The following is a 17,444-nucleotide window of genomic DNA, read 5'->3' on the forward strand; positions in this document are numbered from 1 at the left end:
GGCCGGAAAACCGGCCCTTTTTCATTGCAGATCAGCGAAGGCCGCCTGCAGTCGGTCGACCGCCTCGCGCACCCGCGCCCGCGGCGTGGCGAGGTTGAAGCGCAGGAACCTTTCGCCCCCGGCTCCGAAGGTCGCACCGAGATTCACCGCGATCTTCGCTTCTTTCAGAACGCGCGACTGGTATTCCTCGGGCTCCATTCCGGTGCCGGAGAAGTCGACCCAAGCAAGATAGGTCGCCTCGAGCGGCATCGAATGCAGCCCTGGAATCTCTGCGATCCCCTGATCGAAAATGCGCCGGTTCTCGTCGAGATAGGCGTTCAGCGCATCGACCCACGCGGCGCCCTCGGGGCTGTAGGCTGCCGTCGCCATCGCGATGCCGAAACTGTTGGGCGAAATCCCCAAGGCAGCCATCCGCTTTGCGAATCGGGCGCGCAGGTCCGGATCCGCAATGATCACGTTTCCGGTGTGGGTGCCCGCGATGTTGAAGGTCTTCGTGGTGGCCGTCATCATCACCAGCGGCCGATCGGGCGCGGCGTTCGCCATCGGGATATGCGTTTCGCCCGGCATCACGATGTCATGGTGAATCTCGTCCGAGACCAGCACCAGCCCGTGGCGCTTCGCGAACTCGGCCGTGGCTTCCAGTTCTGCACGGGTCCAGACGCGGCCGCCGGGGTTGTGCGGCGAGCAGAGGACGAGCATCTTCTCGGAGCCGGTCATAAGCCCGTCCCAGGCGTCGAAATCCATCTCGTAGCGACCATCGACCAGCTTCAGCGGGCACTCGCGCACCTCGCGCCCGGCCGCACGGATGACCCGCGCGAAGGCGTGGTAGACCGGCGTCATCAGAACGACCGCATCGCCCGGATCGGTATAGGCGTCGACGCAGAGCGCCGTGCCGTTGACCAGCCCATGGGTCGTGAAGATCCAGTCCGGTTCGATCTCCCAGCCGTGCCGTTCGCGCATCCACCACTGGATCGCGGCACGGTACTCGTCCTCGCCGCCCCAATAGCCATAGATGCCCTGCCCGACCATCTCCTCGAGCGCGCGCTGAACGCAGACGGGCGGGCGGAAATCCATATCCGCGACCCACATCGCGATCCCGTCTTCGGGCGACACGCCGTAAACCTTTTCCATCGCGTCCCATTTCTGCGAATGGGTGCCTACGCGGTCGATGATTTCGTCGAAGTCGGGTTTGCTCATTTGCGCCTCTCTCTGGTCGGATTGGGCGCATCTGAGCAAAAGCGAAGCCGGGTTACAAACGGCGTTTTGTCACTGGCACAATCACCGCCGCCATTGCACAGAGGCATTGCTTCGCCTAAATCCCTGCCCATGACGCTACGACCGATCCTGATCCATCCCGATCCGCGCCTGAAAAAGGTCTGCGAGCCGGTGCCCGAAGTTAACGACGAGATCCGCAAGCTCGCCGATGACATGCTCGCGACCATGTATGACGCGCCCGGCATCGGCCTGGCCGGGCCGCAGGTCGGCGTGATGAAGCGGATCTTCGTGATGGATTGCGTGAAGGACAAGGAAGCGGCCCCCGAGCCGATGGTCCTGATCAATCCCGAGATCAGCTGGACTTCGGAAGAGACCAATGTCTACGAGGAAGGCTGCCTCTCGATCCCGGATCAATATGCCGAGGTGACGCGTCCCTCCGAGGTGCGGATGAAGTGGCTCGGCCTCGACGGGCAAAGCCATGAGGAACAGTTCGACGCGCTTTGGGCGACCTGCGCTCAGCACGAGTTCGACCATCTCAACGGCAAGCTGTTCATCGACTATCTCGGTCCGATGAAGCGCAAGATGATCACCCGCAAGATGGAGAAGCTCAAGCGCGAGCGCGCCCGTGCGGGCGCGGCCAAGGATCCGATCCTCTGATGGCTGCGCGCGCGTTCATCCCCTATGACGACCGCCGCCTGCATCGCCCGGCCGAGCCGGTCGAGACGATCACCGAAACCGTCCGGATGATCTGGGACGACATGGTCGAGACGATGGACGCGATGCCCGGCGTCGGCCTCGCCGCGCCGCAGATCGGCATCATGATGCGGCTTGCGGTCGTCGATGCGTCGGACAAGCGCGGTCAGGCCGTGCGGATGGCGAACCCCGAAGTGCTGCATGCGTCGGTGCAGATGCGCAAGCATGAAGAAGCCTCGCCGAACCTGCCCGGCGTTTTCGCCCCGATCGAGCGGCCCCGCGCTGTGACGGTGCGCTTCCTCAATGAAGACGGCGAGATGGAGGACCGCGATTTCGTGGGCCTCTGGGCGACGAGCGTCCAGCACCAGATCGACCATCTCAACGGCAAGATGTATGTCGATCATCTCTCGCCTCTGCGCCGCAAGATGCTGGTGCAGAAGTCGAAGAAACTCGCGAAAGGCTAAGCGATGCGCGTCATCTTCATGGGAACGCCGGAATTCTCCGTCCCCGTTCTGGAGGCGCTGGCCGGCGCGCATGAGGTTGTCGCCGTCTACAGCCAGCCGCCCCGCCCCGCCGGTCGCGGCAAGAAAGAGCGCCCCTCACCGGTCCATGCCAAGGCCGAGGAACTGGGGATCGAGGTGCGCACCCCGCGGAATTTCAAAGCACCCGAGGATCGTGAAGCCTTCGCCGCGCTGAATGCCGATATCGCGGTCGTCGTGGCCTACGGGCTGATCCTGCCGCAGGCCATTCTGGATGCGCCCGCGAAGGGCTGCCTGAATATCCACGCCTCGCTGCTCCCGCGCTGGCGCGGGGCCGCGCCGATCCACCGGGCGATCATGGCAGGCGACAGCCAGACCGGCATCTGCATCATGCAGATGGAAGCCGGGCTCGATACCGGGCCGGTTATGCTGCGCGAAGCGACCGAGATCGGCGCGACTGAGACCACCGGCGAGTTGCATGACCGGCTGAGCGCGATGGGCGCCCGGCTGATCCTCGATGCGCTGTCCGAAATCGACTCGCTGATCCTTCAGCCTCAGCCGGAGGATGGCGTCACCTATGCCGCGAAGATCGACAAGGCCGAAGCGCAGGTCGATTGGACACGCCCGGCCGACGAGGTGATCCGCCATATCAACGGCCTCTCGCCCTTCCCTGGCGCCTGGACCGAGATCGCGGGTGAACGGATCAAGCTGCTGCGCGCCGCCCCGGCAGAGGGCAGTGCCGCGCCGGGCGAAATCCTCGACGGGTTTACGATTGCCTGCGGCACTGGCGCGCTGGAAATCCTCGAGGCGCAGCGCCCCGGCAAGCGTCCGATGTCGGGCGACGACGTCTTGCGCGGCCTGCGCCTGCCCGCTCGCCTCAGCTGAGCGCAACTACCTTCCCAAAACGCACAACTTGCGGCAGACTTGCGGGAAAACCACAAGGAGCAGTCGATGGCCCCCCGCATGAGTGAGTTCGCCTGATGGGCGTTCTGTTCGGCTTTCTCGCGACGGCAGGCAGCCGCATCGTCGGGATTGGCTTCGCACTCGCCATCTGGCTGCTCGCGCGCCCGGGAGGCTGGGCCGTGCTCGTGGTGCTGACACTGCTCGCCTTGCGCGTGTTTCCCGGTCACCAAGTTTGAGTTCAGAAGGTCGAGGCCCAGATGTTATTCGTTAATTCCCTGAGCGGCAGCGATATCGTGATGATCGCCATCGCGATGCTGCTGATCCTGTCCGTCTTCCTCGGCGTCCGGATCGTGCCGCAATCTGAAAAACATGTCGTGGAGAGATTCGGCCGGCTGCGCGCGGTGCTCGGCCCCGGCATCAACTTCATCGTGCCCTTCCTCGACCGCGTGCCGCACAAGATCTCGATCCTCGAGCGCCAGCTGCCCAATGCGATGCAGGATGCGATCACCGCCGACAACGTGCTGGTAAAGGTCGAGACCTCGGTCTTCTACCGAATTACCGAGCCGGAGAAGACCGTCTATCGTATCCGCGATGTCGATGCGGCCATCGCGACGACGGTGGCGGGGATCGTGCGCTCCGAGATCGGGGTGATCGAACTCGACGAAGTGCAATCGAACCGTGCCCGTCTGATCGAGAAGGTCCGCGAGCAGGTTGCCGTGATGGTCGACGATTGGGGGATCGAGGTGACCCGTGCCGAGATTCTCGACGTCAATCTGGACGAGGCGACCCGAGCCGCGATGCTGCAGCAGCTCAACGCCGAACGCGCGCGTCGGGCGCAGGTGACCGAGGCCGAGGGCAAGAAGCGCGCGGTCGAGCTCGCCGCCGAAGCGCAACTGTTCCAGGCGCAGAAAGAGGCCGAAGCCCGCCGCATCTCGGCGGATGCCGAAGCTTATGCGACCGAGGTGGTTGCGCAGGCGATCGCCAAGAACGGGCTCGAGGCCGCGCAATATCAGGTCGCGTTGAAACAGGTTGATGCGCTGGCGCAGGTGGCCAAGGGCGAAGGCAAGCAGACCGTGATACTGCCCGCCGCAGCCCTCGAAGCCTTCACCGACGCTTTCCAACTGCTGAGGAAAGCATGATGGACCTGTGGCAACTCCCGTGGGTCTGGGTCGTCGCCGGTCTTGTGCTGGGCGTCGCAGAGATGATCATCCCCGGCTTCATCTTCCTCGGCTTCTCGATCGGGGCCGTCGTCACGGGCGCGCTCGTCTGGATCGGCATCGTCGGAAATTCGGTTCCGATCACGCTGATCACCTTCGCGATTCTGTCGATCATCGCATGGCTCGCGCTGCGCAAGCTGATGGGCGTGCGACGCGGTCAGGTGAAGCACTGGCATGACGATATCAACGAGAACTGACCCCGTGTGACGAAACCGCGTCCGGCGGGTTCCCGCGCACCCCGGGAACTGGAAGCGGCCTATCGATGTTCTCTCGCCAATACGCAGAGAGAGATGAAAATCGACAGGAGATCATCATGTCTGACACACATAATCACGAACGCTCGGGTCTGGGCGGCATCTACTTCGTTCTGGGCGCGGTCGTTGTTGCGCTCGGTATCGTCCTTTGGCTGATGATGGCGCCCGGGGATGAAAGCGCCACCACCGCGCCCGCAGAAAGCGACGCAAGCTCCACTTCGGTCACGATCGAAAACAGCGACTCCGCTGCCCCGGCGGATTCGTCGGGCGCGACCGCCTCGGGCGATGCTGCGGCGGGCGATACCGCGGCTAGCGACAGCGGCAGCACCGACACCAGCGGCGCTGCTGCCGAGGCCACCACGCAGAGCGGCGGATCGAACTGATTTCCGCCCTTCTGGATCACGCGCAAGTGAAGCGGCGTCCTGCGGGGCGCCGTTTCATTTTGCGCCGCGCTCCGCCTATCTGAGGACAGGAGGAGGAACGCAGGCCATTGCCTCGCGTTTCCTTTACCGAGGGACCAAAGCGAAGAGGCGAGCAGAAATGGCCAGGGATTCGAACCGACAAAGCAGTATCGGCGGCCTGATACTCACCCTTGTGGCGCTGGTCGCGGCGCTGGGTGTCGTGGTCTGGTTGGTTGCGGATACGCCGGTTGACGGCGGCGACGAGGCCGCCACCGATCCACCGAGCGAACAGCAGATGTCAGATCCGAATGCCGCGAAGGTCGAAGTCGCGCCCGACTCGAAGACGAGTGGCCCGGCCACCGGCGGCGATGGCCAGTGACCTAAGCGCCAGTCAGCCCCGAAGCTCTTGGAGGATCGCTTCCGCCGCGGCGCGCGGATCGGGCGCGCGGTGGATTGGGCGGCCAACGACGATATGGTCAGCGCCTGCGTCCACGGCGGCTGCCGGGGTCGCGATCCGCTTCTGGTCGCCGAGGTCGGCCCCGGTCGGGCGCACGCCCGGCGTCACGATCAGCTTGCCGGTTGCCTCGGGCAGCGCCCGGATCATCGCCGCTTCCTGCGGCGAAGCGATCACGCCATCCGCACCCGCGTCGAATGCACGGCCCGCACGTTCGGCGACGAGATCGCTGATCGCACCCTCCTTGATGAGCGCGCCGTTCAGGTCTTCCCGGTCGAGCGAGGTCAGGATTGTCACGGCGAGGATTTTCAGGTCGGTGCCCGCGGCGCCTTCCTTCGCGGCCTTAACCACATAGGGGTCGCCATGCACGGTGAGGAAATCAAGGTCGAACTGCGCCAGACCGCGCACCGCGTTTTCCACCGTCGCACCGATATCGAACAGCTTCATGTCGAGGAAGATGCGCTTGCCCTGATCCTGCTTCAGCTCGCTCGCTAGCGCGAGGCCACCGCCGGTGAGCATCCCCAGACCGATCTTGTAGAAGGACACCGAGTCGCCCAACTGGTTTGCCAGCACGAGGCCTTCATAGGCGCTCGGCACGTCGAGGGCGACGATGAGACGGTCGTCGGCGGGCAGGGTCATGTCGGTCATCGCGGAGCGCTCCTTTTCAAGATCGCCCCCTGATGCGGATCAATCACCGCTACGTCAAGCCGTTCGCGGGTTCACAGCCCGCCGATACCACGGCGCTGCGCTTCGCGGGTCAGCGCGCGAGTAAGCTGTCGATGTGGGATGTTCTGGCTGGCTTCGATTCTGACGGGCACCCGCAGCGGCTGCGCGACCCCGGGGATGAAGAATTCTACGATCGCCTCGAAACGGCGTTGCGCGGCATTGTAGATCAGGCGCGCGATATGCGTGGCGTTGCCATGGTGCATGGACCCGGACCCTCCTCTGTGGTCGTCCTCTATGCTTGTCTTCACGTAAACGCTAAACCTTGCGATCTGGTTTCCTCCTGCGGCGAAATGGTCCATCGAAAAGACTTGAAGCGGCGCATGCCACATCCCATTTTTCATAGCGAGACCCGGCCAGGACGGCGCCTAATACAGGGCCAGACACATCCCGGGGGCTTTAAAAAAGGAGAATGCCGATGAACATGGAGAAGTTCACGGAGCGGTCTCGCGGCTTCCTTCAGGCCGCGCAGACGATCGCGATGCGCGAGGGTCATCAACGTGTGGTGCCCGAGCATCTTCTGAAGGCATTGATGGATGACGATCAGGGGCTGTCGGCCAATCTGATCAAGCGCGCCGGTGGCGAGCCTGCCCGCGTGCTCGAGGCCGTCGATCTGGCGGTGTCGAAACTGCCGAAAGTGTCGGGCGGCGACGGGCAGGTCTATGTCGAGCAAAGCCTCGTGCGCGTGCTCGACGAGGCCGAGAAGATCGCCAAGAAAGCGGGCGACAGCTTCGTGCCGGTCGAACGTGTTCTGATGGCTCTGGCCATGGTGAACACGCGCGCCAAGGACGCGCTCGATGCGGGCGCTGTGACGGCGCAGAAGCTCAACGCCGCGATCAACGACCTGCGCAAGGGCCGCACGGCGGATTCGGCCTCGGCCGAAGAGGGCTATGAGGCGCTCAAGAAATATGCGCGCGATCTGACCGAGGCTGCCGAGCAAGGCAAGATCGACCCGATCATCGGTCGTGATGACGAGATTCGGCGCACCATGCAGGTGCTCAGCCGTCGGACCAAGAACAACCCGGTTCTGATCGGTGAACCCGGCGTGGGCAAGACCGCGATCGCGGAAGGCCTCGCGCTGCGCATCATCGACGGCGACGTACCGGAATCGCTGCGCGACAAACGGCTTCTCGCGCTCGACATGGGCGCGCTGATCGCCGGTGCGAAATATCGCGGTGAGTTCGAAGAGCGTCTGAAAGCGATCCTCAAGGAAATCGAGGCCGCTGCGGGTGAAATCATCCTGTTCATCGACGAGATGCACACGCTCGTCGGCGCTGGGAAATCCGACGGCGCGATGGACGCGGCGAACCTGATCAAGCCGGCGCTGGCCCGTGGTGAGCTGCACTGCGTGGGCGCCACGACGCTTGATGAGTATCGCAAATATGTCGAGAAGGACGCGGCACTGGCTCGGCGCTTCCAGCCCGTGATGGTGGAAGAGCCGACGGTCGAGGACACGATCTCGATCCTGCGCGGTATCAAGGAGAAATACGAACTCCACCACGGGGTGAAGATCTCCGACTCGGCGCTGGTCTCGGCTGCGACACTCTCGCATCGCTACATCACCGACCGCTTCCTGCCCGACAAGGCGATCGACCTCGTGGACGAGGCCGCCTCGCGTCTGCGCATGGAAGTGGACAGCAAGCCCGAGGAGCTCGATGCGCTCGACCGTCAGATCCTGCAGATGCAGATCGAAGCGGAAGCGCTGAAGAAAGAGGACGATACCGCTTCGAAGGACCGTCTCGAGAAGCTCGAGAAGGAACTGGCGGATCTGCAGGATCGCGCCTCGGAAATGACTGCCAAGTGGCAGGCCGAGCGTGACAAGCTGGAATCGGGCCGCAACCTCAAGGAGCAACTCGACAAGGCCCGGGCCGAACTGGATCAGGCCAAGCGCGAAGGCAATCTCGCCCGCGCCGGTGAGCTGAGCTACGGCATCATTCCGAGCCTCGAGAAGCAGCTCGCCGCGGCCGATGAGGCCGAAGGCGAAGAGCTGATGGTCGAGGAATCAGTGCGCCCCGAGCAGATCGCCGAAGTGGTCGAACGCTGGACCGGCATCCCGACCTCCAAAATGCTGGAGGGCGAGCGCGAGAAGCTGCTGAAGATGGAAGACGAGCTACACAAGCGCGTTGTCGGTCAGAATGCAGCGATCACCGCCGTGTCGAACGCCGTGCGCCGTGCACGTGCGGGGCTCAACGACGAGAACCGCCCGCTGGGCTCGTTCCTCTTCCTCGGCCCGACCGGTGTGGGTAAGACCGAGCTGACCAAGGCGGTCGCCAACTACCTGTTCGACGACGATCAGGCGATGGTGCGGATCGACATGTCCGAGTTCATGGAGAAGCACTCCGTGGCCCGGCTGATCGGTGCCCCGCCCGGGTATGTCGGCTATGACGAGGGTGGCGTTCTGACCGAGGCGGTCCGGCGGCGTCCCTATCAGGTCGTGCTGTTCGACGAGGTCGAGAAGGCGCATCCGGACGTGTTCAACGTGCTGCTGCAGGTGCTCGACGATGGTGTGCTGACCGATGGTCAGGGCCGCACGGTCGACTTCAAGCAGACGCTGATCGTGCTGACGTCGAACCTCGGCTCGCAAGCGCTCAGCCAGCTGCCGGATGGTTCGGATGCAGGCGAGGCCAAGCGTCAGGTGATGGATGCGGTGCGGGCGCATTTCCGCCCCGAATTCCTGAACCGTCTCGACGAGATGGTGATCTTCGATCGCCTGAACCGCAAGGACATGGACGGGATCGTGGAAATCCAGCTCAAGCGGCTGGAGAAACGTCTGGCACAGCGCAAGATCACGCTGGATCTGGACGAGTCGGCTCACAAGTGGCTCGCCGATGCAGGCTACGACCCGGTCTATGGCGCGCGCCCCCTGAAGCGGGTGATCCAGCGCTCGCTGCAGGATCCGCTGGCCGAGGCGATCCTTGGCGGCGAAGTTATGGACGGCGCGACGGTCGAAGTCACGGCTGGCCCGAACGGGCTGATCGTCGGCGGTCACGTGGCCCCCTTGGGTGGCACGAAACCCGCCGATGGCGTGCCGCTGCACTAAGAGCCACCTGAAGACGGATTGAGAGGGGCGGAGCGATCCGCCCCTTTTTCGTTAACATCAAGGGGCGCTGCCCCCCCTTGGCTGCGCCAATTCAGCCCGGGATATTTCCGCCAAGGCGAAGAGAGAGTATCTAAGGGATACACCCCCGGATCGAGAGCCCATGCCTGCCCTTTGTCGCCATTGCCTGAAGAGTTTTGACGAGGCACCGAAGCGTTGCCCCGCCTGCGGCAAGGCCCGCATCGTGGCGCATCCGGAGCTGTTCGACCTGCCCATCGCACATATCGATTGCGACAGTTTCTATGCTTCGGTCGAGAAGCGCGACAATCCGGAGCTGTCTTCGCAAGCGGTGATCGTGGGCGGCGGCACGCGCGGGGTGGTGACGACCTGCTGCTACATCGCGCGAATCTCAGGGGTGCGCTCGGCGATGCCGATGTTTCAGGCGCGCAAGCTTTGCCCCGATGCGGTGATCATCAAGCCGCGGATGGAGCATTACGCCAGCGTCTCGCGCGAGATCAGGGCGAAAATGGTGGAGCTGACGCCGCTGATCGAGCCGCTCTCGCTCGACGAGGCGTTCCTCGATCTGGGCGGCACGGAGCGGCTGCACCATGCGCCCCCTGCCCTCCTGATGGCGCGGCTTGCGCGCGAGATCGAGACGGAGATCGGGGTCACCGCCTCGGTCGGTCTTTCGCATAACAAGTTCCTCGCCAAGATCGCCTCGGATCTCGACAAGCCGCGCGGGTTTTCGGTGATCGGGCGCGGCGATACGGAAGAGTTCCTGCGCGACAAGCCGGTGTCGATCCTCTGGGGCGTGGGGGCGGCAACGCGCTCGGCCCTGGGGCGTGCGGGCATCCGCACGCTTGCCGACATTCGCCGCGCGGGGCTGTCGCGGATGGAGGATCGCTTCGGCGCGTCTGGGCGGCGCCTGTTCGAACTGGCGAACGGCCATGATGCCCGCAGGGTCTCTCCCGACTCGCCGATGAAATCCGTGTCAAACGAGACCACCTTCAACACTGACATCGCCGATCGCGAGGCACTGATGGGCAAGCTGTGGCATCTGGCCGAGAAGGTCTCGGCCCGGATGAAGGCGCGCGATCTGGCGGGGCGGACCGTGACGCTGAAGCTGAAAAAGGCGGATTTCGCGACGGTGACCCGGCAGACCCGGCTGGAAGAGCCGAGCCAGCTGGCCGACACGCTCTATCGGGCGGGGGAGACGCTGTTCGACAAGCTGCCGAAGGGGCAGGCCTACCGACTGATCGGGATTGGGTTCTCGGACCTCATGGCGGCGGATGGGCGCGATCCGGCAGGCGACCTGCTCGACCCTTATGCGGGCAAGCGCGCAAGCGCGGAGCGGGCCAAAGATGCGATCCGGGCGCGATTCGGGGCGGATGCGATCCGCAACGGGCGCGGCTGGGACGGGGAGTGACTTACTCCGCTGCGTGGCGCAGCGGATGTGCCCCTAGATCAGCAATCTGACGCGCCGCCCGGCTCATCAGCGCAGCGAACGCATTGAAATTCTCGTTTGGCGCGATGCGGTGCTGGTCCATGTAGAGGGCGCGGTCGATCTCGATCTGGATCGCGTGATAGCCCTCGCGCGGATGCCCGTATCGCTGGGTGATATAGGCACCGGCAAAGGGGCTGTTGCGCGCGACGTTCAGCCCCTCGCCTTCGAAGATCAGTTCGATCTCGCGCACGATCTCCCGGTCGGCGCTGGTGCCGTAGCGATCGCCGAGCACGATTTCCGCGCGACGCGGGCCACTCGTGGCCAGCGCCTCGGAGGGCATCGAATGCATATCGAGCAGAATTGCCTGCCCGAAAGCGCCATGCGCCTCGGCCATCAGCGCCTCGAGCTGCGCGTGATAGGGCCGCCAGACATGGTTGATCCGCGCCTCGGCCTCGATCAACGGAATCTTGCCGCGATAGATCGCCCGCGCACCGGATACCACGCGGGGAATCACCCCGAGACCAGCCGCGACGCGCGGTCCGGGATGCGCCCGGTCCAGCCCGGCGATCAGCGCCGAATCAAGCTCGTCCTCCGCCCGATTGAGATCGACCCACGCCCTCGGATATTGCGCACAAAGAAGCGGGGCGCCGAATTGCGGCACATCCGCCAGCAACTCATCGACGAAGGCGTCTTCGGAAGACCGCAGGCGCAGCATGTCCAGAACGGCGCGTTCCTGCAGGCTATGCGGGTAGTGTGCACCGGAATGGGGCGAGGCGAAGACCGCAGCGGTCCGCAACGCCTTGGGGCGATCCAGCCGGAACGGCGGCAAAAGGGCTGGGATGTCGGACATGAAACCTCTTATGATCGCTTAATATCCTACACCGGAACGCTTTCGCGCCAAAAGCCTCTTGAAAGCCGTTTCGACTCTTTATATAGACCCCCAGACCGACGCGACACCGCGCCTTTCGGTTCCCTTCGCGGCCTAGCCGCAAGCGCGAATCAAAGGCACCAACGGGGTCGAACGGGTGTGGGCGGTTAGCTCAGCGGTAGAGCACTACGTTGACATCGTAGTGGCCACTGGTTCGATCCCAGTACCGCCCACCATCTATTCACCGCCCCCGGCTTGCAAGCCCGGGGCATTCGTTTTTCAAGGCGCACCGCGCGCCGCGATACAGGAGAAGGCCGATGAAGGTCCGCAACTCGCTCCGCTCGCTCAAGCAGCGTCATCGCGATTGCCAGGTCGTGCGCCGCAAAGGCCGCGTCTACGTGATCAACAAGACGCAGAAGCGCTTCAAAGCCCGTCAGGGCTGAGGCAGCCGAGCCGAAACGAATAAAGGCCGCGCCAAGGATTTCCCGGCGCGGCCTTTTTCTTTGTTCAGCGCTTCGAGGCTGAACGGGATCGGCGCTTATTGCACGCCGATCGCCCCGGCCAGAAGCTGCGCCACGGTGGCCTGATCGAGATAGCCGGTGGCTTCCAGCCCGCCTGCGGTCTGATAGCGGCGAATCGCGCGGCGCGTATCCTTGTCAAACACACCGTCGACCTTGCCGGGTTTCAGGCCCATCTGGGCAAGACGTTGTTCCACCAGCGATTTCGCGACACCGGGCAGGTTGAGGGCGGCCTCTTTCGCAGCGGCCGCATCCATCGCGTCGCTTTGCTGATTCTGTTGCTGCAGCTCGGCAATGCGTGCCTCGGCCTCGGCTTTGAAGGCCGGGTCGGAGCGGCTTGCGAGATAATCCCGGTAGCTGGCGATGGTGTCGGCTTTGCGCGCGGCGTCCCAGTCTGCGCGATCCGCAGCCTGAGCCTCGGAGCGGCGATCCGCTTCGATCTTGTCGAGACGCTCCTGCGCGAGTTCCGCGAACAGACCGTCGGGATATTTTTTGAGATAGGCGCGCAGCCCCGCCTCATCGCCCGCCTTGCCGGTCTGCTCCCAATAGGCACGGTCCTGCTGGTCGATCTTGGCCTGACGCGCCTCGGCCTCTGCCTTCAGCTCGGCGGCGCGCTTCTCGCCCTGCGCCGTGAGCGCGGTGAGCTGTGCGCGGGTCAGGTAGCTCGTATCGTCGAAGCCGTTGGCCTTCTGCCAGCGCGCGATCGCCCCGCGCGAGCCCGGCCCGAAGATGCCGTCGACGCCTTTCGGGTCGAATTTCAGGATCGTCAGGTACTGCTGCACCTCGCGGCGCTGGTCGCGGCTAAGGTTCAGCGTCTCCTCCGCGGCCTTCGCTTTCTGCTGCGGTTCGTCACGCAGTTGCTGGATGCGCTGTTTAGCCTGAGCGGCATTCGCGCCATTCGGGTAGCGGTCGAGATAGAGCTGATAGGCGGTGATCGAATCCTCGGAGCGCGCCATGTCCCAATACGGGGCAGACGGGTCTGCTTCGGGGGTCTTCACCGGGGCGGGTTTCTTCCCCGTCGGCTCGGTGACCAGGGTGAGATCTTGCGCGATGTAGCCACTGGCGGTCAGGTCCGCAGATTGCGCCGACCGCATCAGCGAGGCGCCAGGCTCGGTCAGATTGCCCGACATCAGGCTCGCGACGTTTTTCGGGCTGCCGCGCAGCACCGTCACACCTTGCGGAATGTCGAGCGTGCCGATCCCGGGTTGGGTCAGGCCGTTGCCGTTGCCCGCGTCATCCGCCGCGCCGAGCAGCAGCACCGCGCGGCCCGGATGCGCGGCCAGAACCGTCATCACGGCGGACAGCGGCAACGCCTCGCTCACCGCTTCGGGCAGCGAGGTGTCGCGGACATCGACCGGCAGATACCACGTGTCGCCGTCGGAATGGGCGAAGCGGCCCGAGAGCGCCACGACCAGCCGGTCGGCCTCGGGCGCGCGGGTCACAAAGTCGCGGAAGCGGGAGCGGATCTCGGCGGCGTCGGCGTCATCCTCGATCAGCACCGAGAAACCTGCCGTCTGCAGCTTCGCTTCGCTATCTGTCAGCGCGGTGCCCGAGCGAAGATCGTCGATCCGCTGGTAATTGGAATTGCCCAGAAGCAACGCCAGATCGGCGGCATGGGCGGGAAGGCCTAGCGCCGCGATCGCGGCACCTGTCAGAAGAAGTTTACGCATGGGGTCCTCCATCTCTCTTACGCGAGGAAACCCCTGAGATCGCGGCTGGGTTCCTCAGTCGTAGCTGCGCTGGTCGTCGATGACCTTACCATCATTCGGAAGCGACCCCGGCGCCACCAGTTCGATCACGCCTTTCATCTTGAGCGCCGCGCGCACGCCGCCGTCGAAACGCGTCGGGTCGTCGGCCTCAGTTTCGATCTGCACGGTCATCACGTCCATCTCGCCGTCGCGCGTGGCGATGACGCGGGCCTTCTGCACCTCTGCATGGGCGGAGACGAAGCTCGCCACCTGTTCGGGGCGTACGAACATGCCCTTGATCTTGGTGGTCTGATCGGCGCGGCCCATCCAGCCCTTGATGCGCATGTTGGTGCGCCCACAGGGGCTGACGCCTTCCATCACCGCCGAGAGATCGCCGGTGGCGAAGCGGATCAGCGGGTAGTCGGGATTGAGCGTGGTCACGACGACCTCGCCGACCTCGCCGGGGGCCACCGGATCGCCGGTGCCGGGGCGGACGATCTCGACGATCACGCCTTCGTCCACGATCATCCCCTCCATCGCGGCGCTCTCATAGGCGATGTTGCCCAGATCGGCGGTGGCGTAACATTGCAGGCAGGAGATCCCGCGGTCGGCATAGCTCTGGCGCAGGCTCGGGAAGAGTGCGCCGCCCGACACGGTGGCCTTGGTGATTTTCAGAGCCTCGCCCATCTCTTCGGCTTTCTCGAGGATGATGCGAAGGTAATCGGGCGTGCCCGCGTAAACCGTCGAGCCGATATCGGCGGCGGCGCGGACCTGCAGCTCCGTCTGGCCGGTGCCTGCGGGCAGGACGGCGGCGCCGACCGTGCGCGCGGCATTTTCGAACATCATCCCCGCCGGGGTGAGGTGGTAACCAAAGCAGTTCTGCACGATATCGCCCGGACCCACGCCTGCGGCATGTACGAAGCGCCCCAGCCGCCACCAATTGTAACTGACATCGCCGGGCTCGTAGATCGGACCGGGCGACTGGAAGATATGGGCGAAGGCATGTGCGGGTTTCATGACCAGCCCGCCGAAGGGTGGCGCGCCTTTCTGCGCAGAGCCGAGGTCGGACTTGCGTAGCACCGGTAGCTTCGCGAGCGCCTCGCGCGATGTGACAGCTCTCGGGTCGACGCCTTGCAGATGCGCCGCGATCCCCGGAGCCGTCATCGCCGCGCCGATCAGAGCCGGCAGGCACTCCGCCAGAGAGGCCTCACGCGCGTCGGCGCTGCGGGTTTCCAATTCGTCGAAATGTTCGCGCATCTCTCGACCCTTTCCGTTCAGCGGACAGACCGCCCCTGTGCCGCGCCGAAAATGCTGCGCAGCAATTTAATTGAATCAGTAGGTTAGCGTCACGCCAGCCAGCGTTTCCGGCGGCGATAGCTGCGCACGTCGCGGAAGCTCTTGCGGCCTTCGTCGGACATGCCGAGGTAGAATTCCTTCACGTCCGGGTTCTCGCGCAATTCCTTTGCGGGACCGTCCATCACGATGCGGCCGCTCTCCAGAATGTAGCCGTAATGCGCATAGCGGAGCGCGACGTTGGTGTTCTGCTCGGCCAGAAGGAATGTGACGCCTTCGTTCTCGTTGACCGATTTCACGATCTCGAAGATTTGCTCCACCAGCTGTGGCGCGAGACCCATCGAAGGTTCGTCCAGCAGGATCGTCTCGGGGCGGCTCATCAGCGCGCGGCCCATCGCGACCATCTGCTGCTCCCCGCCCGAGGTATAGCCCGCCTGCGATTTGCGGCGCTCCTTGAGGCGCGGGAAATAGGTGTAGACCATCTCCAGATCGTCCTGGATCGCGGCGCGCCCGTCCTTGCGAGTATAGGCACCGGTCAGCAGATTTTCCTCGACGGTCAGGTGTTCGAAACAATGCCGCCCCTCCATCACCTGGATCACGCCCTTGCGGACCAGATCGGCGGGGGAGCCGTCCTGCACCCGTTCGCCGCGATAGGTGATCGAGCCTTTCGTCACCTCGCCGCGTTCGGACTTGAGCAGGTTGGAGATCGCCTTGAGCGTCGTCGTCTTGCCCGCGCCGTTACCGCCAAGAAGAGCGGTGATCCCGCCCTTGGGCACGCTCAGGCTGACCCCTTTGAGCACGAGGATGACGTGATTGTAGATCACCTCGATATTGTTGACCTCGAGCAGGGTCGTGTCGGATTTCGAAGCGTCGAGCATGGTTCTCTCCGGGACGTTGGGGTGGCCCCCGGCGGCGCGCGCCGGAGGCCGTTTTCGATCAGTTACACTGGTTGGTGATGCCGTTTTCCGAAGCGAAGGCTGCGGAATCTTCTTCGATCAGCGGGTTGAGCACGTCCTTGTCGGATTCGATCCAGTCGGAGGCTTCGTTCCACTTCTTCGCAGCGGCATCCCACTGGAAGACCTTGGCGGAGCCGGGGCCCCCGTGGTTCTCACAGCTCGCCTTGATCGGCTGGGCGAAGTTCGGCAGGCCGAGCTCTTCCAGACGGGCTTCGGTGAGGTCGAGGTTCTCGAAACCGTCGCGCACTTCGGCGGCGTTGACGTTCGACTTGCCGGTCATTTCCTGCGCCTTGCGGATCGCTTCCGAAATGATCATCGCCGCGTACATGCCGCGCGAGTAGAGCATCGTGCCGACCTCGTCGCCCGCACCCGAGGCCTTGCCGGCATCGACGACATATTTCTTCAGGTCGTCATAGACCGGGTAGTCCATGCCGGTGCCGTGGAACGAGAGCGCCTTGTAGCCCGAGGCCTTGTCGCCTGCCGGAGCCACGTCGTTCTCCGAACCCGACCACCAGACACCGATGAAGTGATCCATCGGGAAGCGGATGTTGACGGCTTCCTGGATGGCGACCTGGTTCATGACGCCCCAGCCCCACATCAGGACATAGTCGGGCTTGTCACGACGGATCTGCAGCCACTGCGACTTCTGCTCCTGACCGGGATGGTCCACGGGCAGGGTCGACAGCTCGAAACCGTGCTTCTTGGACAGCTCTTCGAGCGTGCGGATCGGCTCTTTGCCGTAGGCGGAGTTGTGGTAGACCAGCGCGATTTTCTTGCCTTTGATGTCGCCACCTTCCTGGTCAATGATGTGTTTGATCGCGACCGAGGCGCCATCCCAGTAGTTGGCCGGGAAGTTGAAGACCCACTTGAACACCTTGCCGTTCGCGGCCGAAGTGCGGCCGTAGCCCGGGGTGTAGAGCGTGATGCCGTCAGCGGTGACCTTCGGGATCAGCTGATAGGTGATGCCGGTCGAGAGCGGGTTATAGGCCAGCGCGCCTTCGCCCTTGGTGGACTCATAGCATTCCACGCCCTTCTCGGTGTTATAGGCGGTTTCGCATTCGGGCGTCTTGACCATCTCACCGCCAATGCCGCCGTCACGCTCGTTGAGCAGGGTGAAATAGTCGTTGAAGCCGTCGGCGTAGGGGATGCCGTTCGCGGCATAGGGCCCGGTGCGATAGCTGAGGTTCGGCACCACCAGTTCGGCGAAAGCCGGGGCCGTGGTCAGCGTCATCGCCGCCGCGACCAATGCGGTTAGGGTCTTCTTCATTCGGTTCTCCTCCCAGAATGTTCGAGTTTTGCGC

The 17,444-nt window shown here is 64.2% G+C and carries 19 protein-coding genes and 1 tRNA gene; 12 read left to right on the plus strand and 8 right to left on the minus strand.

Annotated features, from left to right (window positions below; genetic code table 11):
• Window positions 1-21: 21 nt before the first annotated feature.
• Window positions 22-1,197 (minus strand): MalY/PatB family protein, encoded by a 1,176-nt coding sequence (locus B6V75_RS11450; protein WP_088719794.1) that lies wholly within the window; start codon window positions 1,195-1,197, stop codon window positions 22-24.
• Window positions 1,198-1,326: 129 nt separating this feature from the next.
• Between B6V75_RS11450 and def (B6V75_RS11455) the strand changes: the two genes are divergently transcribed.
• The 8 genes from def (B6V75_RS11455) to B6V75_RS11485 all read left to right on the plus strand — a co-directional run bounded on the left by def (B6V75_RS11455) (window position 1,327) and on the right by B6V75_RS11485 (window position 5,541).
• Window positions 1,327-1,872, plus strand: a complete 546-nt coding sequence (def, locus tag B6V75_RS11455) for a peptide deformylase (RefSeq protein ID WP_075775430.1) — start codon at window positions 1,327-1,329, stop codon at window positions 1,870-1,872.
• Window positions 1,872-2,372 carry a peptide deformylase gene (gene def / locus B6V75_RS11460; RefSeq protein ID WP_075775429.1) on the plus strand — a complete coding sequence of 167 codons (501 nt, stop codon included), beginning with the start codon at window positions 1,872-1,874 and terminating at the stop codon, window positions 2,370-2,372. Before def (B6V75_RS11455) ends, def (B6V75_RS11460) begins: the two co-directional genes overlap by 1 nt.
• Before the next feature lie 3 nt (window positions 2,373-2,375).
• The gene (gene fmt / locus B6V75_RS11465; RefSeq protein ID WP_088719795.1) at window positions 2,376-3,272 is read left to right on the plus strand and encodes a methionyl-tRNA formyltransferase; all 897 of its coding nucleotides are present in this window, start codon (window positions 2,376-2,378) and stop codon (window positions 3,270-3,272) included.
• Between the two features lie 95 nt (window positions 3,273-3,367).
• Window positions 3,368-3,526, plus strand: a complete 159-nt coding sequence (locus B6V75_RS18700; protein ID WP_157771525.1) for a hypothetical protein — start codon at window positions 3,368-3,370, stop codon at window positions 3,524-3,526.
• Between the two features lie 21 nt (window positions 3,527-3,547).
• Window positions 3,548-4,429 (plus strand): SPFH domain-containing protein, encoded by an 882-nt coding sequence (locus tag B6V75_RS11470; RefSeq protein WP_075775427.1) that lies wholly within the window; start codon window positions 3,548-3,550, stop codon window positions 4,427-4,429.
• Entirely contained in the window at window positions 4,426-4,704 is a 279-nt protein-coding gene (locus B6V75_RS11475) for a hypothetical protein (RefSeq protein ID WP_077701024.1), read from the plus strand. Before B6V75_RS11470 ends, B6V75_RS11475 begins: the two co-directional genes overlap by 4 nt.
• A gap of 116 nt (window positions 4,705-4,820) precedes the next feature.
• Window positions 4,821-5,144, plus strand: coding sequence for a hypothetical protein (locus tag B6V75_RS11480; RefSeq protein ID WP_075775425.1), 324 nt, complete (start codon window positions 4,821-4,823; stop codon window positions 5,142-5,144).
• 157 nt (window positions 5,145-5,301) lie between these two features.
• Window positions 5,302-5,541, plus strand: a complete 240-nt coding sequence (locus tag B6V75_RS11485; protein WP_088719796.1) for a hypothetical protein — start codon at window positions 5,302-5,304, stop codon at window positions 5,539-5,541.
• 12 nt (window positions 5,542-5,553) lie between these two features.
• Here the strand turns inward: B6V75_RS11485 and pyrF are convergent, their stop codons facing one another.
• Together pyrF and B6V75_RS11495 are read right to left on the minus strand one after the other, a co-directional pair.
• Window positions 5,554-6,255, minus strand: coding sequence for an orotidine-5'-phosphate decarboxylase (gene pyrF, locus B6V75_RS11490; RefSeq protein WP_075775466.1), 702 nt, complete (start codon window positions 6,253-6,255; stop codon window positions 5,554-5,556).
• An 80-nt stretch (window positions 6,256-6,335) separates the two neighbouring features.
• Window positions 6,336-6,545 (minus strand): hypothetical protein, encoded by a 210-nt coding sequence (locus B6V75_RS11495; RefSeq protein ID WP_075775423.1) that lies wholly within the window; start codon window positions 6,543-6,545, stop codon window positions 6,336-6,338.
• A 212-nt stretch (window positions 6,546-6,757) separates the two neighbouring features.
• Here B6V75_RS11495 and clpB point away from each other — a divergent pair, with 212 nt between their 5' ends.
• Entirely contained in the window at window positions 6,758-9,379 is a 2,622-nt protein-coding gene (gene clpB, locus B6V75_RS11500) for an ATP-dependent chaperone ClpB (RefSeq protein ID WP_075775422.1), read from the plus strand.
• A gap of 160 nt (window positions 9,380-9,539) precedes the next feature.
• Window positions 9,540-10,802 (plus strand): DNA polymerase IV, encoded by a 1,263-nt coding sequence (locus tag B6V75_RS11505; protein WP_088719797.1) that lies wholly within the window; start codon window positions 9,540-9,542, stop codon window positions 10,800-10,802.
• Window position 10,803: 1 nt separating this feature from the next.
• Here B6V75_RS11505 and B6V75_RS11510 read toward each other — a convergent pair whose 3' ends face one another.
• Complete coding sequence (locus tag B6V75_RS11510; RefSeq protein WP_088719798.1) at window positions 10,804-11,670, minus strand: N-formylglutamate amidohydrolase; 867 nt, start codon at window positions 11,668-11,670, stop codon at window positions 10,804-10,806.
• A 179-nt stretch (window positions 11,671-11,849) separates the two neighbouring features.
• Here B6V75_RS11510 and B6V75_RS11515 point away from each other — a divergent pair.
• Window positions 11,850-11,924 (plus strand) — tRNA-Val (locus B6V75_RS11515).
• Window positions 11,925-12,005: 81 nt separating this feature from the next.
• Entirely contained in the window at window positions 12,006-12,131 is a 126-nt protein-coding gene (ykgO, locus tag B6V75_RS11520; protein WP_038074920.1) for a type B 50S ribosomal protein L36, read from the plus strand.
• Window positions 12,132-12,226: 95 nt separating this feature from the next.
• Here ykgO and B6V75_RS11525 read toward each other — a convergent pair whose 3' ends face one another.
• From B6V75_RS11525 to B6V75_RS11540, 4 genes are all read right to left on the minus strand, one after another.
• On the minus strand, window positions 12,227-13,876 hold the full coding sequence (locus B6V75_RS11525; RefSeq protein WP_168174474.1) for a peptidoglycan-binding protein: 1,650 nt from the start codon (window positions 13,874-13,876) through the stop codon (window positions 12,227-12,229).
• A gap of 54 nt (window positions 13,877-13,930) precedes the next feature.
• Complete coding sequence (locus tag B6V75_RS11530) at window positions 13,931-15,151, minus strand: AMP-binding protein (protein ID WP_088719800.1); 1,221 nt, start codon at window positions 15,149-15,151, stop codon at window positions 13,931-13,933.
• 89 nt (window positions 15,152-15,240) lie between these two features.
• Complete coding sequence (locus B6V75_RS11535; protein WP_075775417.1) at window positions 15,241-16,065, minus strand: ABC transporter ATP-binding protein; 825 nt, start codon at window positions 16,063-16,065, stop codon at window positions 15,241-15,243.
• A 58-nt stretch (window positions 16,066-16,123) separates the two neighbouring features.
• Window positions 16,124-17,410 (minus strand): ABC transporter substrate-binding protein, encoded by a 1,287-nt coding sequence (locus tag B6V75_RS11540; RefSeq protein ID WP_075775416.1) that lies wholly within the window; start codon window positions 17,408-17,410, stop codon window positions 16,124-16,126.
• Window positions 17,411-17,444: the final 34 nt, after the last annotated feature.

Origin of the sequence: Thioclava sp. F1Mire-8, assembly GCF_002213165.1 — a bacterium.
Lineage (GTDB): Bacteria > Pseudomonadota > Alphaproteobacteria > Rhodobacterales > Rhodobacteraceae > Thioclava > Thioclava nitratireducens.